Below are 13785 nucleotides of genomic sequence, written 5' to 3' on the forward strand. Positions count from 1 at the left end.
CCTCGCGCCCCTGGGTGGTTTGGGGTGCGGCTTTGTGGCTGGGTGCGGGTGCGTTGTGGTTCGCCCGTGGTTTGTTGGGGGGCGGCGCCGCGCCGGGGGGTGTCCGTCCTCGGATTGGCGCGGGAACCGTCGCTCACCGACTCGCCCGTGTTGACGCGCCAACCGCTGCGGGCGGACACCCCCCGACACGACACCTTGCCGCCGTACGCGGCCTACGGTCCGCTCGGCTCAGGTCACCGACTCGGACGCCGACTCCGGTGCCGGTGACTGTGCCGCCGCCCCGTGCTTCGGTGCCCGTGCTGTCACCATGAGGCCTGCTACCAGGCCCGCCAGGAGCATGACGGCTACGGCCCACCAGATGGCGACCGTGTAGCCGTGGACGATGCCCTTGCTGGTGATCAGGGCCTTCTGGGCCGGGTTGGTGAGGTGGGCGGCGATGTAGGCCGTGCTGCTGGTGGTGGCGATCGTGTTGAGGAGGGCCGTGCCGATCGAACCGCCCACCTGCTGGGCGGTGTTGACGGTCGCGGAGGTCACGCCCGAGTCCTGCGGGGCGACTCCGGCTGTGGCGGTGGCGAAGACCGGCATGAAGATCAGGCCCATGCCGAGGCCCATCAGGAGGAGGCCGGGGAGTAGTTCGGTCGTGTAGTCCGAGTTGACCGTCAGGCGGGTGAAGAAGGACATGCCCGCTGCCGCGAGGATCGCGCCCGGCACCATCAGGGTGCGCGGCGGTACGTGGTGCATCAGGCGGGCCGAGATCTGGGTCGAGCCGATGATGATCGCGACCGTGAGGGGCAGGAAGGCCAGGCCGGTCTTCACGGGCGAGTAGTCGAGGATGACCTGGAGGTAGTAGGTCATGAACAGGAACATGCCGAACATGCCGATGGTGGCGAGGCCCATGGTGAGGAAGCAGCCGGCCCGGTTGCGGTCCTTGACGATATGCAGGGGGAGGAGGGGGCTGGGGGCTCTGGTCTGCCACCAGACGAAGGTTGTGAGGAGGACGACGCCGGCCGCGAACAGGCCGAGGACCAGGGAATCCGTCCAGCCGCGTGGTTCCGCCTCGCTGAAGCCGTAGACGATCGCGACCAGGCCGCCGCAGCCCAGTAGTACGCCGGGTACGTCGAGGCGGGCGCCGGAGTGGCCCGGGCGGTCGTGGAGGAGGGCGACGGCGCCGAAGACGGCGATGATCGCGATGGGGATGTTGACGTAGAGGCACCAGCGCCAGTTCAGGTACTCGGTGAGCAGGCCGCCGGCGATGAAGCCGATCGCCGAACCGCTGCCCGCGAGCGCGCCGTAGATCCCGAAGGCTTTTCCGCGTTCCTTCGGGTCGGTGAAGGTCGTGGTGAGGAGGGAGAGCGCGGAGGGGGCGAGGACGGCGGCGAAGACTCCCTGGAGGGCGCGGGCGCCGAAGAGCATGCCGGAGGTGGTGGCCGCGCCGCCGAGTGCGGAGGCGCCGGCGAAGCCGATCAGGCCGATGATGAACGTCCGTTTGCGGCCCACCAGGTCGGCGATCCGGCCGCCGAGGAGGAGCAGTCCGCCGAAGGCGAGCGTGTACGCGGTGATGACCCACTGGCGGTTGCCGTCGGACATGCCCAGGTCGCGCTGTGCGGAGGGGAGTGCGATGTTCACGATCGTCGCGTCGAGGACGACCATGAGCTGCGCGAGAGCGATGATCACCAGGCCCCACCAGCGCCGGGGATCGGGACCGGTAGCTGCGCTTGATTCACCTGTTTGGGTGACGCTCATCTGCCCAGAAGAACATGAATCGGTAGGTATCGCATCCCCGGTCGCGTTAGTGCGTGCGTTCGACGTGGTCATGGCTCCAGGACCACCTTTCCGGTTGTCTTCCGGTTCTCCAGCGCTCGGTGTGCGTCCACCGCCGCGGCCAGCGGGAATCGTTGGACGGCCGGTGTGAGTCGGCCTTCCGCTGCCTCGGCGAGCGCGCGCAACTCCAGGGTTCGGATGGGGCTCGGTCCGCCGGCCTTCCGCATCATCACGAGCCCGAGTACTTCTTCGGACAGTCCTGTGGTGGTGTACGGCTCTCCGCTCGACCATCCGAAGACGATGTGCCGGCCGTTCGGCCCGAGTAGGTCGACGGTCTGTTTCGCTACGGCTCCGCCCACGCCGTCGAACACGACGGTCGCGTGCCGCTCGCCCAGCCAGGCGCGCACTTTCCCCGGCCACTCCGGGTCCGTGTAGTCGACGGCGAGATCGGCGCCGTTCGCGCGTACGAGGGCGGCTTTGTCCGGGCCGCCCGCGAGGCCGACGACGGTGGCACCGGCGTGCGTGGCGTACTGCACGAGCAGGGTGCCGAGTCCGCCGGCGGCGGCCGGTACGACGACCACGGAGTCGCCGTCCAGCTCGCTGAACTGGACGATCCCCATCGCCGTACGTCCCGTTCCGATCATCGCGACGGCCTGTGCGAAGTCCAGGTTCGCCGGGATCTCGTGCACCCGGTCCACATCGACCACGGCCAACTCGGCGTATCCGCCCGGCGCGAGCCCGAGATGCGCGACCACCCGTTTCCCGAGCCACAGCCCGGCGACCCCGTCCCCGAGCGACTCGACGACACCGGCGACCTCGCGGCCGGGGATGGTGGGGAGGGCGGGGAGCGTGGGAAGTGGGCCCCGCTCTCCCTTCCGTAGCACGGTGTCCAGGAGGTGGACTCCGGCCGCGGCTACGGCGATGCGGAGCTGGCCGGGGGCGGGGGAGGGGGCGTCGACGGGTTCGTGGGTGAGGTTCTCGGCGGGGCCGAAGGTGTGGAGTCGTATGGCCTGCATGGGGTCACTCTTCGACCTCAAGCGCGCTTGAGGTCAAGCGTCCGTCTGTCCGTCGTCCTCGATGTCAGTGGTGGGGTGCAGGATGGGGGCATGGCGAGGAGAGCGGCGGGCGGGACGGGTGGAATGAAGGGGACGGGTGGAGCGAAAGGGGCGGGTGGAGTGAAGGGGGCGCGGCGGCCGGAGGTGCGGTTGCCGGCTCTGGAGGCTTACGGGGGTGGGGAGTTGGAGCCGGACGGGGACTACGACGGGCTGCAGTTCCGGGACGAGGACTTCGTCGGGCAGGACGGTGGGGGTGCCCGGTTCATGGACTGCGCGTTGACGGACTGCGCGCTGGACGAGACGCGACTGCATCACGCGCGGGTGCTGGACTCCGTCCTCACCGGCATACGGGGTGTGGGTACGGACCTCGCGGAGTCGACCCTGCGTGACGTCGAGGTGATCGACGCGCGGATGGGTGGGGTGCAGTTGCATGGGGCGGTGTTGGAGCGGGTGGTGATTCGTGGGGGCAAGATCGACTACCTGAACCTGCGCAAGGCGAAGCTCCGGGATGTTGTTTTCGAGGGGTGCGTCCTCGTCGAGCCGGACTTCCTTGATGCCCGGCTGGAGCGCGTCGAGTTCGTGGACTGCGCGCTGAAGGGGGTGGACTTCACGGGGGTGACGTTCACGGACGTGGATCTGCGGGGGGTGGCGGAGCTGGAGATCGCGCGGGGGGTGGATCGGTTGTCTGGGGCGGTGATCAGCATGGGGCAACTGCTGGATCTGGCGCCGGTGTTGGCTGTGCAGATGGGGATTCGGGTGGAGGGGTGAGCGGGGGGAAGGGGAGGCTTCTGAGGGGTGCCCTTTCCCGGGGGTAGGGGTGTGCTTTTCGGCTGGTGTGCCTTTCGGCTTTCGAGGGGGCGCATTTTCAGCGCAGGCCCGCACCCTCAGCCCCTCTGGCGCCTCTTCAGCGCAGGCCCGCAAAATCAGCCCGTCCGGCGTTTGAGGACGAGGCCCCTTCAGGGCCGATGGGGGTCTGGGGGCGCAGCCCCCAGGGACGGTGCCACCAGCTCAGGGCACCCGGGAAGTTCCTGCATCCGAGAGGCTCACGGAATCCTGGGAAACCGGGCCTGCAACGTCCAGATCGCCGGATTCTCGCCAAGCGCATCATGCAGATCAACGAGGTCGGCGATCAGGTCGTGCAGGAAGTCCCGCGCCTCACGCCGGAGTTCGGCGTGAGAGAAGGTCAACGCCTCCTCGTCCCGCCGCATCCAGTCCGCCTCGACATCCACCCACCCGAACCGCCGCTCGAACAACATCCGGTCGGTGGACTCGGTGAAGTCCAGTTCGGCGCGTTGCGGCCGGGACGCCCGCGACCCCGCCGGGTCCTGATCGATCTGCTCCACGATGTCGCACAACGCCCACGCGAAGTCCAGCACCGGTACCCATCCCCAGGCTGTGGACACTTCCCGGTCCGCCTTGGTGTCGGCGAGGTACACGTCACCGCAGAACAGGTCGTGCCGCAGCGCGTGGACGTCCGCGCGCCGGTAGTCGGTCTGCGGGGGGTCGGGGAAGCGGTTGGAGAGGGCGTAGCCGATGTCGAGCACGTAGGAGATGGTGTCACGGCTGGAGAGCGAGCTGACGGCAGCCGTAGCCACCCCCTTACAGGGCCTCGTCCCGCCCGGCGGCGGCCGCCTCCAGCAGGGCCCAGCCGTCGACCTCCACCGCCCGGGTTTCTCCCGGCGCCGGCAGCCACCCCCGGGCCGCCGCCGCGTCGAGCAGGGCGCGCACGGCACCGGGTTCGTGGAGGTTGAGGGTGGCGCCATGGACGTAGCCCACGTCCCCGGAACCGAAGGGGGCCCCGCCCGGGACGAACCGCCCCGGCCCCGCGACGAAGACGATCCGCAGCGCCCCGCCGGTGCCGGACGGCTGGGGATTCAGGGTGAGGGTGTGGACGCACCCCACAGAGCCGCCGCCCCCGCCCCCGTCGCTGCCGCTGTCACGGTGACTGTGACGCAGCGACCACATGTACACGCGCCCATCGGCAACAAGTCGGCGAGGCTTCTTGGAAGAACGGGGCATGGACCCGAGCGTACGAGGACCGCGGTACTCCAGGTCGACGGGGCCCGAACTCATAGGATCGCGCACGTGTCCCGATCCGTACCGCTTGTTCCCACGGTCACCGCGTGCGCGCTGGCCCTCGTCCTGACGGCGTGCGGTGGAACAGGGGGCGTGCACGGCACCGCCGGCAGCGCGGGCGTGGCCGACCCGTACTTCCCCGAGGCGGGCAACGGCGGCTACGACGTGACCCACTACGCGCTGACCCTGGCGTACACCCCAAGCACCTCAGACACCCCCGACACCCCGGACACTCCTCACACCTCAACTCCCTTGACCGGTACGGCGACGATCACCGCCCGCGCCACCCAGAACCTCTCCGCCTACGACCTCGACCTCAAGGGCATGCGGGTCAACTCGCTGACGGTGGACGGCAAGAAGGCCTCCTGGACCCGCACCGACCAGGAACTGACGGTCCGCCCACCCTCGACCATCCCCCAGGGCAAGACCTTCAAGACGACCGTCCACTACTCCGGCACCCCCGAGACGATCACCGACCCCGACGGCTCGGAGGAGGGCTGGCTCCCCACGGCGGACGGCGCGCTGGCCCTCGGCGAACCGACCGGCGCGATGGGGTGGTTCCCCGCCGACGACCACCCGTCCGACAAGGCGACGTACGACCTCACGATCACCGTCCCGAAGGGCCTGCAGGCGGTCTCCAACGGTGAGTTGAGGACGGAGACGACGACGGGGGACGGTCGTACGACGTACAGCTGGCGCATGACCCACCCCATGGCGACCTACCTGGCCACGGTGGCGATCGGCCACTACGACATCACCCGCACCACCACGAAGAACGGCCTCCCCGTGTACACGGCGGTCGACCCGGAGGAGACGGCAGCGAGCCGCAAGGTGCTGGCGAAGATCCCCGAGATCATGGAGTGGGAGGAGTACAACTTCGGCCCGTACCCCTTCTCCTCCACCGGTGCGATCGTCGACCGCCGGGGCGACGCGGGCTACGCCCTGGAGACCCAGACCCGCCCGTTCTTCCCCGGCGCCCCCGACACCGCCACCCTCGTCCACGAACTCGCCCACCAGTGGTACGGCGACTCCGTCACCCCGAAGACCTGGCGCGACATGTGGCTCAACGAGGGCTTCGCGACGTACGCGGAATGGCTCTGGGCCGAGGACCACGACGGTGACACGGCCCAGCAGACCTTCGACGCGCTCTACAAGGGCACCTACTTCGACGACAAGTCCGACAGCGACGCGATCTGGTCCTTCCCGCCGGCCCGCCCCACCTCCGCCGCCCACATCTCCGACAGCCCCGTCTACGAACGCGGCGCGATGGTCCTCCACAAGATCCGGCAGACGGTCGGCGACGCGCGGTTCTACGACATCGTCCAGGGCTGGGCAGCCGCACACCACTACGGCAACGCGAACACGGCGGACTTCACGGCGTACGTGCAGAAGATGGCGCCGGGCAAGGACTTCAGCGGAATCTGGAAGGACTGGCTGTACGGGGAGGGGAAGCCGGCCCGCCCCTGACGGACGGACGAACGAACCAGCCGTCATCGCTTCGGCGGCGGGGGCTGTTCGGCCGTCTACTGGCTGCCGAGGAGCCCCAGGATCCGGTTCACCGCCTCCAGCGCGGGCTGGCCCACCGCGCCGACCGTCGCCGCGATTCCCGCGACGGCCATCAGCGCGCGGTGCCGTTCCTGCGGGGCGGCGCCCGGGTCCGTGGTGAGGGCCGGCAGGGAGTCGTCGATGGCCTGCGCGCTCGCGGCCGGGACCTGCCCACGCAGCGTCTCGACCAGTCGGCGGAGTTCCTCGACGGCGGCTTGGAGGGCGGGGTCGACCGAGGGCGGCCCGGCTGGCGTCTGATGCTTGACGATGCCCGTGTTCCCGGTGCCGCCGTGCATGTTCACGTTGTCGCCGAAGTAGAAGTTGTCGCCGCTCATGCGTGTCCCACTCCCACGTTGCCCGTACCGCCGTACATGTTGACGTTGTCGCCGAAGTGGTAGTTCTTCGGGTTGACCATGAGCCGGTCCACCGTGACGTGGAACTCCGTCTCCGGGTGCTCGATCGCGTACACGATGGAGCCCACCAACTGGTCGAGCTGGTACGGGTTCGCGCTCGTCACCACGGCCATGGGCGGGCCGGACGTCTCCACGGCCAGGACGTACAGCGGGTGCGCCGACAGCACCTGCAGCCACTCCACCGCGCAGAGGATCAGCGCGGCCGTCGAGCCCAGCCACACCCACATGATGAGCGTGCTCGCCGTGTTCCGGCTGGCGAGCCCGGTGATACCGCCGAGGATGGTCAGTGCGAACGCCACCGACAGGATGATCCCGAGACGCTTCAGGAAGAGCCTCGTGGCCTCCCAACGCCTCGGCATGAGCATGTAGGTGTGCACCCTGGCGATGTTCTCCAGCGGGTAGGTGGCCGTGCCGACCCACAACAGGCGCTTGCCGACCCGCAGGTCGATCGCGCGGAACCCCTGCGGCGGTATGGCGGGCGGCGGCGGGATGTCCGGGAAACCGGACACTTCGGTTCTCTCCACGAGTCCCCCTGAGATCACTGACAGGCGTTCATTAACTACGCCAAGTGGCCGCCGGTGCGCAAGTCGATATACGGGATCAACTGTGGTGCTGCTGTGGAGAGTTGACCGCGTCCGCGCGGACCGTTCGGCTGCCGACGGTCCTTGGCGGCGTCGGTCACGCGATCATCCATTTCCCGCGCTCGTGTCCGGCCCTTCCTCCAACTCGTCGAGCAGCCGGGCGAGTTCGGGCAGCCAGGTGGTCTCGGTCGCCCCGCGCAACTCCTCCCGGGTCCACCACCGCCAGGCGAGGATGCCGTCCTGGGCGTGGGCGGTGGCGAGGTCGGGGCCGGTGGGTTCGCGGTGGGGGCCGTGGGTGACGTAGATGTGCTCGTGCTGCCGGATGTGGATGCCGACGCGGGTGAAGTCGCGTTCCCGGGTGCAGAGGAGGTGGCCGGTGGCCAGGTCGGTCCAGCCGGTCTCCTCGCGGAGTTCGCGCAGGGCGCCCTCGGGCGGGGTCTCGTCTCCCTCGATGCCGCCGCCGGGCAGGGCCCAGAAGGTGCCGTTCGCGGAGTCGTCGTGCAGGAAGAGGAAGACAGAGCCGGAGGGGTCGAGTACGGCGACGCGGGCGGCGCGGCGGAGTTTGTGGAACTGCTTGCGCAACACGGTGCAGGGGCGGCCGAGTTGACGGTCCTTGCGGTGGTCGATGACGTCGTAGCCGAGGGTGGTCCAGAAGGCGAGGGCGTCGGGGTTGTTGTCAAGGACGGCCAGGCGTACGGCGGTTCGGCCGGCCTCGCGGAAACGGTCCTCGACGAGGGTCGCCAACTGCCGTCCGTGTCCCTGTTGTTGCTGGGCGACGTCGATCATCAGCAGCCCGATCCAGGGGTCTTCGTCGTCCGGGTCGGGATGTGTCCCGAGGGTGATGGCGATCCCGACCAGCCGCCCGGCGCTGCGCGCGAGCAGTACCTCGACGTCAGGGTCGGCCAGTTCGTCGGCCAACGCGGTCGCCACCTGCTCGGGCCGGATGTCCTCCGGGTCCGGGAAGTCACCGCTCAGGGCGTGGAACGCGTGGTTCGAGGCGTAGAGGGCGGTCAGCTCGGTGAGCAACTCGCCGGGGAGCGCGCCGGCCTCGGTCGGCGTGAGCGGTTCGAGGAACATGGGGGGCACGCTAGCGGCCGGGGGCTCCGCCGAGCTCGAACCAGATCTGTTTGGCGGGGGTGCCGTACGCGTTGCCACCGCGCCGCACGCCCCAGTCCCGGGCGAGCCCGGTGAGCAGGAGCAGGCCTCGACCGTTCTCGTCGTACCCGTCGCATGTGCCGCCGGGTTTCTGTTGGGGGTCGGCGTCGGGGGCGTCGTCGTGGACCGAGACGCGTAAACGGTCGTGGCGCAGGACGACTTCGAGGCGTACGGCGAGGGAGTCGGTGTGGAGGTTGACGTTCGTGACGATCTCGGAGACCAGGAGCCTGGCGGTGTCGACGTGATGGGGGTGGCCGGTGACCTGGAGGAGGAGGGCGACGAGGTCTCGGCAGATTTTGGGGCTGGTGGGGGAGTTGGGGGTGCGGAGGCGGTAGATCTGCGGGGGGTGTGGGGCGGGGTCGGGATTCATGGGGGGGGCTCCTTCTTGTTCGCTCGTGCCGGTACGGGGCGTTCGCGGCGCACACCTCCATGGCTCGGCCGGGCCAACTGGCGTGGCTGCACTGTGGGTTCACTGGTGTGTGTTGCCGAGGACGACAGTAGGGCACATCCATGTACCGTCGCATCCATGTGCCGGAATTGCCACTCGTCCGAGTGGACCCGTCGCCTGCTGGCCCGGCAGACTTGGACCGCTCGACCAGGAGGAAAGCGATGCCACCCAGGAGTAGCCCGACGGTCCGTCAGGCCCGGCTCGGCGCGGAGTTGCGCAAGCTCCGTGAGGCGGCGGGGATGGCGGCCCGTGAGGCGGGGGCGTTCCTCGGCGGCAACCAGGCCCAGATCAGCCATATCGAGGCCGGGCGTTGGGGTGTGAGCGCGGACCGGGTCCGGCGACTGGCCACGCGGTACTCCGCGTTGGACCAGAAGCTCATCGACGCGCTGTGCGCGATGGCCGAGGAGCGTAGGAAGGGGTGGTGGGAGGAGTACCGCGGAATCCTCGACCCCGGCTTCCTCGATCTCGCCGAACTGGAGCACCACGCAACGCACTTGCGCTGCGTCAACGTGATCAACGTGCCCGGCATCCTGCAGACCGAGGAGTACATCCGGGCGATCCACCACAGCTACAGGCATGTACTGCCCGCCGAGAACATCGAGGCGAGGGTCGAGTTCCGCCTGCGGCGCCGGACCATCCTGGAGCGGGACGCCCCGCTCCCGCTCAATGTCATCGTTCATGAGGCGGCGCTGCGTATGCGCTTCGGAGGTCGCAAGGTCGCCCGGGGCCAGCTGGAGTACTTGCTCGAAGCGTCGGAGCAGCCGTCGGTCACGCTGCGCGTACTCCCCTTCACCTGCGAGGAGTTCATCGAGGCGACGGACGCCCCTACGTATGTCGGGGGAGTCGTACCGCAGCTCGACACGGTCCAGTTGGACAATCCTATGGGGAGTGTCTACCTGGGGGCTGAGGCGCAGCTGAACAGGTACCGGATGCTGATCGACTTCGCTGAGTGCTCGTCATTGAGCGAAGCGGAGTCCCGGCAACTCATCCACCACCTCGCCCGAGAACTCTGAAAGGCCCCGGCATTGTCCGTGCAGTGGCAGAAATCGTCCTTCTCCGGTGTAAGCGGCCCCAGCTGCCTCGAACTCGCCCACCACGAAGGCCGAATACTCCTCCGCGAGAGCGATGCCCCCGGTGACGTACTGCCCCTGGCCCCCGAGCGGTTGCGGGCCCTGATCCACCACTGCGGGCGCCCCATTCAATGCCCAGGCGACGAGTTGGTCGTACCGATCTGAAGGAGGCTGCCCGTGCGTGAGCGCGGCACAAGTCCCGTGCTGCTGGACGGCGACGAATGGCAGGCGTACTTCCGGGACTTCAAGCGGTCCGCGTTCCGGCTCGAAGTGCATCAGACGTACACCATGCCCTTCGAGGCCGATACGGTCCGCGACTTCCTGGCCGGAGCCACCATGCCGGACGGTTTCAATGCCCCGTGGCACCAGACCGTCCGGGATCACGTGGCGGTCGGCCGGACGATGACCCGAGCCAAGATCGTGCGGCGCCCGCTCACGCCGTACAGCCGGTATCTCTTTGAGTGGTGCATCCCCGGAAACGTCGCCGCCGGGGAGACCTACCGCATAGTGGATCTGATGGAACGGCCGAACCCCGGACTGCCCGACCAGGACTTCTGGCTCTTCGATGAATCAACGGTGGTGCATCTCAACTACCGCCCCGATGGAACCCAGATCAATCGAGAGCTGATCGAAGAGCCGGACCTCGGTCAGTATCTCGCGTGGCGGGATCTCGCACTGGAGAGCGCCGTGCCGTTCAGCGTCTGACAAACCTGAGACGCAAGACGGGGAACTGCCTCACGCCGGGATCTCGCCACCCGGCTGCGAGGCTGGAACCTTAAGAACCTGCAAGTACACGCAAGTTGGCTGCGCCGTCGCATCCGGGTCGTGCAAGCTCGACGGCAGAGATCAACAGTCCTCGACTCGGAGGAAACCATGGCTCTGCATCTGCTCGGCAAGGACCCTGATTCACCGGAGGGCAAGTCCCCGACGGTGTACTACGACGATGAGACGGACAACTATCTGGTCCAGGGCTGGAAGGTGCTGGACGCGGGACGGCTGGAGCAACTGGACCTGCCCGAGCACGAGACCGTCGTCGAGATCCCCAAGCGTATGGTCCGTTTCTTTCCGGAGGTGAAGGGTGGCGGAGGCGCCGGCGTTTGACGAGTTGTTCCGGTTGGCCAAGAGGTCCGCTGTGCATCTGGAGATGCGGGACGGCTATATGCCGTCCGACCCGGAGTACATCGCCTGGCGGGACGGCGCTCGCGGAACGTCCCGCTACCTGGACCACGAGGCAAGCCCCTGGCTCGCGTTGATGCGTGACACCGTCGGCCGAGGTGTCTCGGTACAACGGGCTCGGATCGTGTCCGAGCCGGTCACCGACTACATCCGCTTCGAGCACCACGTGACGGCGGGCAACGTCGAGGCCGGCGAGCAGGTCCGCTGGCTTCCGCGGCGGCGGGCATCGGATCTCGCGCTGCCGGGCAACGACTTCTGGCTGTTCGACGACACACTCGTCGTATTCCTGCACTTCACCGGCGACGGAGAACTCTCGCCGGACGGCGACGAAGAGCGCACCGCTGATCCGGCAGCGATCCGCCTGTGCTCTACGGCATTTGAATCGGTGTGGGAACGAGCCGTGCCGCACGATGAATTCGAGTTGGTCTGAGCGGATTCAGCAGGAACATTCAGATGAACGCGTCACCTGCCTCGGCTGTCCGGGAAGCACGCAAGACCTTGGGCAACAGACTCAGGGAGATACGCCGGGGTGCGGGATTTGTCACGGCACGGGCGTTCGCCGCCCGTGCCGGTTGGCATGAGTCAAAGACCTCCAGGATCGAGAACGGTGTAACGCTGCCCTCGGAGGACGACATCCGTGTCTGGGGCCGCGTGTGCGGCGCGGAAGACGAAGTCGCCGAACTGATCGCCATGGCACGAGGCATAGAGGAAATGTATGTCGACTGGCGGCGCCTGGAGCGGGCCGGTCTCAAGCAGGTCCAGGATTCCGTCCTGCCGCTGTACGAGCGGACACAGAGGTTTCGTTTCTACCAGTCATGGGTTGTCCCCGGGCTGTTGCAGACACCCGACTACGCCTGCGCGGTGCTGTCGACGGTCGCTTCACTTCGAGGCGCTCCAGATGACGTCGCCGATGCTGTCGAGGCGAGGATGGCGCGTCAGCGAATCCTTCACAGCGGTCGCCGCTTTGCGTTCATCATCGAAGAGTGGGTCCTACGGACCGTCGTAGGAGATTCCACGGTCATGGCCGCTCAACTCGGTCAGCTCATTCCGAGGGCTTTGCTGCCATCGGTGAGCCTTGGCGTCATCCCTATGGGAATTCCTCGCGGACATGCCTGGCCGACCGAGTCGTTCTCGGTTTTCGACGACGAGAGAGTCGCGGTGGAACTTGTCAGCGCGCATCTCAATGTGCGGCAACCCGATGGAATCGCCGATTACTCCCGCACCTTTGCCGAGCTGGCGGCAATCGCCGTCTACGGGACCCATGCGAGAAAGCTGATCGTCTCAGCCCTCGACTCACTCGGGTGAACCACCTGCAAGCTTCTGCAAGACCGTGGATCCGTAAGTTCCCTCCTCTTTACGGTCGTTGTATCGCTCAGACCGGCCGGGGAGGCCAACCATGCAGACGCAGAAACCGCAGGGATACCGCTTGGCGGAGCTACCGGCCGAACCGGTTGCCGAGCCCGGCTGCGCGTCCTGTCTGTCTCTTGCGGTCGCCCGCAGGAATGCCCGGTCCCTGGGTGACCTGAGCGCAGTGTCGGACCGCAACGTCGAGTTGCGTGCGCATCGGGCCGAGGCCCACTGATGGACATGCGGCCTTCCCTCTTTCAACTCCCGTCCGGCAAGGGACGGCGGCGGCCAAATGTGGCCGTGACAGGCGATCAGGAAGGTGCGGTGATGCTCAGTGCTGGACGGAACTGACCTGTACGCGCTCGACATTGACGGAGCCTCGTTCGTGAAGGCGTGCGGCGGCCCGTGCACCGAAGGGTGCGTGACCCTGGCCCGGATCGGTGCGGACGTCTGGGGGTTGGGCGACAGCAAACGGCCGGGCGTGGAGCCGTTGCGGTTCACCACGGAGGAGTTGGCCGCGGCCGGGATCGACCCGGCGCGGTTCGGGCTGAAGGTCTGATCTTCCGCGCGCTCCCACCGGTTCCGGCCCGCCTCTCCACAGGGCCGGGACCGGTCACTCCCGCGATCGCCGACCCCGAACGGGAAACGACAGGTGCATCATCACGGCTATCTGTGGACCGGCCCCAAACAGCGCTTCGATCAGGAGGCACTACGGCGGCCCCCACATCCCGAGCCCCCGCCCGCCGGGAGCAGACCGGAGCTGATCCAGCGGTACCGGGAGGTGGCGGCGGAGTTCCCTGTGTCCGACCTGCCGCCGCTGGAAACGGCGTACTGGCTCGTCAAGCCCCGTCCCCTCGTGCGGGGCATGTGGGGCGAGGCGAAGGAGGCGGTGGCCTGGCTCGGGGAGCAACTCGCCCTGCACGCACCTCGGTTCACCTCCGAGGCGGAGCGGGACGTCGCTCGCCTCGCGCGGCTTGTCGACTCCGCTGCTGAGGACCTGGCGGCGGGCGGTGATGTGTCGTACGGGTTCTATCTCGAACGGCCCTCGTACCTGTCCCTGGCCCTCGTCACCTGTTCCCCGAACCGTGCGATGCCCGAACTGCCGTGCCCGGTACGGGAGTAGCCCCACTCCCCTTACCCGGCCCCACCGGCCCCCAC

The 13785-nt window shown here is 68.1% G+C and carries 19 protein-coding genes; 11 read left to right on the plus strand and 8 right to left on the minus strand.

Translation table 11 applies throughout. The features are described from left to right. Nucleotides 1-228: 228 nt before the first annotated feature. Nucleotides 229-1743 carry an MFS transporter gene (locus SPR02S_RS50780; RefSeq protein WP_026151647.1) on the minus strand — a complete coding sequence of 505 codons (1515 nt, stop codon included), beginning with the start codon at nucleotides 1741-1743 and terminating at the stop codon, nucleotides 229-231. 68 nt (nucleotides 1744-1811) lie between these two features. Then, nucleotides 1812-2777 (minus strand): zinc-binding dehydrogenase, encoded by a 966-nt coding sequence (locus SPR02S_RS50785; RefSeq protein WP_019064747.1) that lies wholly within the window; start codon nucleotides 2775-2777, stop codon nucleotides 1812-1814. 123 nt (nucleotides 2778-2900) lie between these two features. Here SPR02S_RS50785 and SPR02S_RS50790 point away from each other — a divergent pair, with 123 nt between their 5' ends. Next, nucleotides 2901-3584 carry a pentapeptide repeat-containing protein gene (locus SPR02S_RS50790; RefSeq protein ID WP_245607776.1) on the plus strand — a complete coding sequence of 228 codons (684 nt, stop codon included), beginning with the start codon at nucleotides 2901-2903 and terminating at the stop codon, nucleotides 3582-3584. 275 nt (nucleotides 3585-3859) lie between these two features. Here SPR02S_RS50790 and SPR02S_RS50795 read toward each other — a convergent pair whose 3' ends face one another. Further along, nucleotides 3860-4360, minus strand: a complete 501-nt coding sequence (locus tag SPR02S_RS50795) for a hypothetical protein (protein ID WP_026151648.1) — start codon at nucleotides 4358-4360, stop codon at nucleotides 3860-3862. A gap of 55 nt (nucleotides 4361-4415) precedes the next feature. Beyond that, the gene (locus SPR02S_RS50800; protein ID WP_026151649.1) at nucleotides 4416-4835 is read right to left on the minus strand and encodes a hypothetical protein; all 420 of its coding nucleotides are present in this window, start codon (nucleotides 4833-4835) and stop codon (nucleotides 4416-4418) included. A gap of 66 nt (nucleotides 4836-4901) precedes the next feature. Between SPR02S_RS50800 and SPR02S_RS50805 the strand changes: the two genes are divergently transcribed. Next, nucleotides 4902-6359 carry a M1 family metallopeptidase gene (locus SPR02S_RS50805; RefSeq protein WP_026151650.1) on the plus strand — a complete coding sequence of 486 codons (1458 nt, stop codon included), beginning with the start codon at nucleotides 4902-4904 and terminating at the stop codon, nucleotides 6357-6359. Between the two features lie 56 nt (nucleotides 6360-6415). Here SPR02S_RS50805 and SPR02S_RS50810 read toward each other — a convergent pair whose 3' ends face one another. The 4 genes from SPR02S_RS50810 to SPR02S_RS58320 form a co-directional block, all read right to left on the minus strand. Continuing rightward, the gene (locus SPR02S_RS50810) at nucleotides 6416-6772 is read right to left on the minus strand and encodes a hypothetical protein (RefSeq protein ID WP_019064752.1); all 357 of its coding nucleotides are present in this window, start codon (nucleotides 6770-6772) and stop codon (nucleotides 6416-6418) included. Then, complete coding sequence (locus SPR02S_RS50815) at nucleotides 6769-7374, minus strand: DUF6232 family protein (RefSeq protein WP_020684304.1); 606 nt, start codon at nucleotides 7372-7374, stop codon at nucleotides 6769-6771. The genes SPR02S_RS50810 and SPR02S_RS50815 overlap by 4 nt, the downstream gene beginning before the upstream one ends. Nucleotides 7375-7536: 162 nt before the next feature. Beyond that, entirely contained in the window at nucleotides 7537-8508 is a 972-nt protein-coding gene (locus tag SPR02S_RS50820; protein WP_019064754.1) for a bifunctional GNAT family N-acetyltransferase/NUDIX hydrolase, read from the minus strand. 10 nt (nucleotides 8509-8518) lie between these two features. After that, nucleotides 8519-8956: an ATP-binding protein gene (locus SPR02S_RS58320; protein WP_019064755.1), complete on the minus strand. Its 438-nt coding sequence runs from the start codon at nucleotides 8954-8956 to the stop codon at nucleotides 8519-8521. A 239-nt stretch (nucleotides 8957-9195) separates the two neighbouring features. Between SPR02S_RS58320 and SPR02S_RS50830 the strand changes: the two genes are divergently transcribed. The 9 genes from SPR02S_RS50830 (at nucleotide 9196) to SPR02S_RS50860 (ending at nucleotide 13750) form a co-directional block, all read left to right on the plus strand. Continuing rightward, the gene (locus tag SPR02S_RS50830) at nucleotides 9196-10047 is read left to right on the plus strand and encodes a helix-turn-helix domain-containing protein (protein WP_019064756.1); all 852 of its coding nucleotides are present in this window, start codon (nucleotides 9196-9198) and stop codon (nucleotides 10045-10047) included. 18 nt (nucleotides 10048-10065) lie between these two features. After that, nucleotides 10066-10269, plus strand: coding sequence for a DUF397 domain-containing protein (locus SPR02S_RS61380; protein ID WP_306305773.1), 204 nt, complete (start codon nucleotides 10066-10068; stop codon nucleotides 10267-10269). A 36-nt stretch (nucleotides 10270-10305) separates the two neighbouring features. Beyond that, nucleotides 10306-10809 (plus strand): DUF6879 family protein, encoded by a 504-nt coding sequence (locus SPR02S_RS50835; protein WP_019064757.1) that lies wholly within the window; start codon nucleotides 10306-10308, stop codon nucleotides 10807-10809. A gap of 168 nt (nucleotides 10810-10977) precedes the next feature. Next, on the plus strand, nucleotides 10978-11205 hold the full coding sequence (locus SPR02S_RS50840; protein WP_019064758.1) for a hypothetical protein: 228 nt from the start codon (nucleotides 10978-10980) through the stop codon (nucleotides 11203-11205). Next, a complete protein-coding gene (locus SPR02S_RS50845) occupies nucleotides 11183-11710 on the plus strand; it encodes a DUF6879 family protein (RefSeq protein WP_019064759.1) in 528 nt (175 codons plus the stop codon). Before SPR02S_RS50840 ends, SPR02S_RS50845 begins: the two co-directional genes overlap by 23 nt. Before the next feature lie 23 nt (nucleotides 11711-11733). After that, nucleotides 11734-12585: a helix-turn-helix domain-containing protein gene (locus tag SPR02S_RS50850; RefSeq protein ID WP_026151651.1), complete on the plus strand. Its 852-nt coding sequence runs from the start codon at nucleotides 11734-11736 to the stop codon at nucleotides 12583-12585. Between the two features lie 91 nt (nucleotides 12586-12676). Beyond that, nucleotides 12677-12862 (plus strand): hypothetical protein, encoded by a 186-nt coding sequence (locus SPR02S_RS61385; protein WP_078623259.1) that lies wholly within the window; start codon nucleotides 12677-12679, stop codon nucleotides 12860-12862. A gap of 99 nt (nucleotides 12863-12961) precedes the next feature. After that, nucleotides 12962-13186: a hypothetical protein gene (locus SPR02S_RS50855; protein WP_019064761.1), complete on the plus strand. Its 225-nt coding sequence runs from the start codon at nucleotides 12962-12964 to the stop codon at nucleotides 13184-13186. A gap of 93 nt (nucleotides 13187-13279) precedes the next feature. Then, on the plus strand, nucleotides 13280-13750 hold the full coding sequence (locus tag SPR02S_RS50860; RefSeq protein WP_019064762.1) for a hypothetical protein: 471 nt from the start codon (nucleotides 13280-13282) through the stop codon (nucleotides 13748-13750). The last annotated feature ends 35 nt before the right edge of the window (nucleotides 13751-13785 follow it).

This window comes from Streptomyces prunicolor NBRC 13075 (assembly GCF_000367365.1).
Lineage (GTDB): Bacteria > Actinomycetota > Actinomycetes > Streptomycetales > Streptomycetaceae > Streptomyces > Streptomyces prunicolor.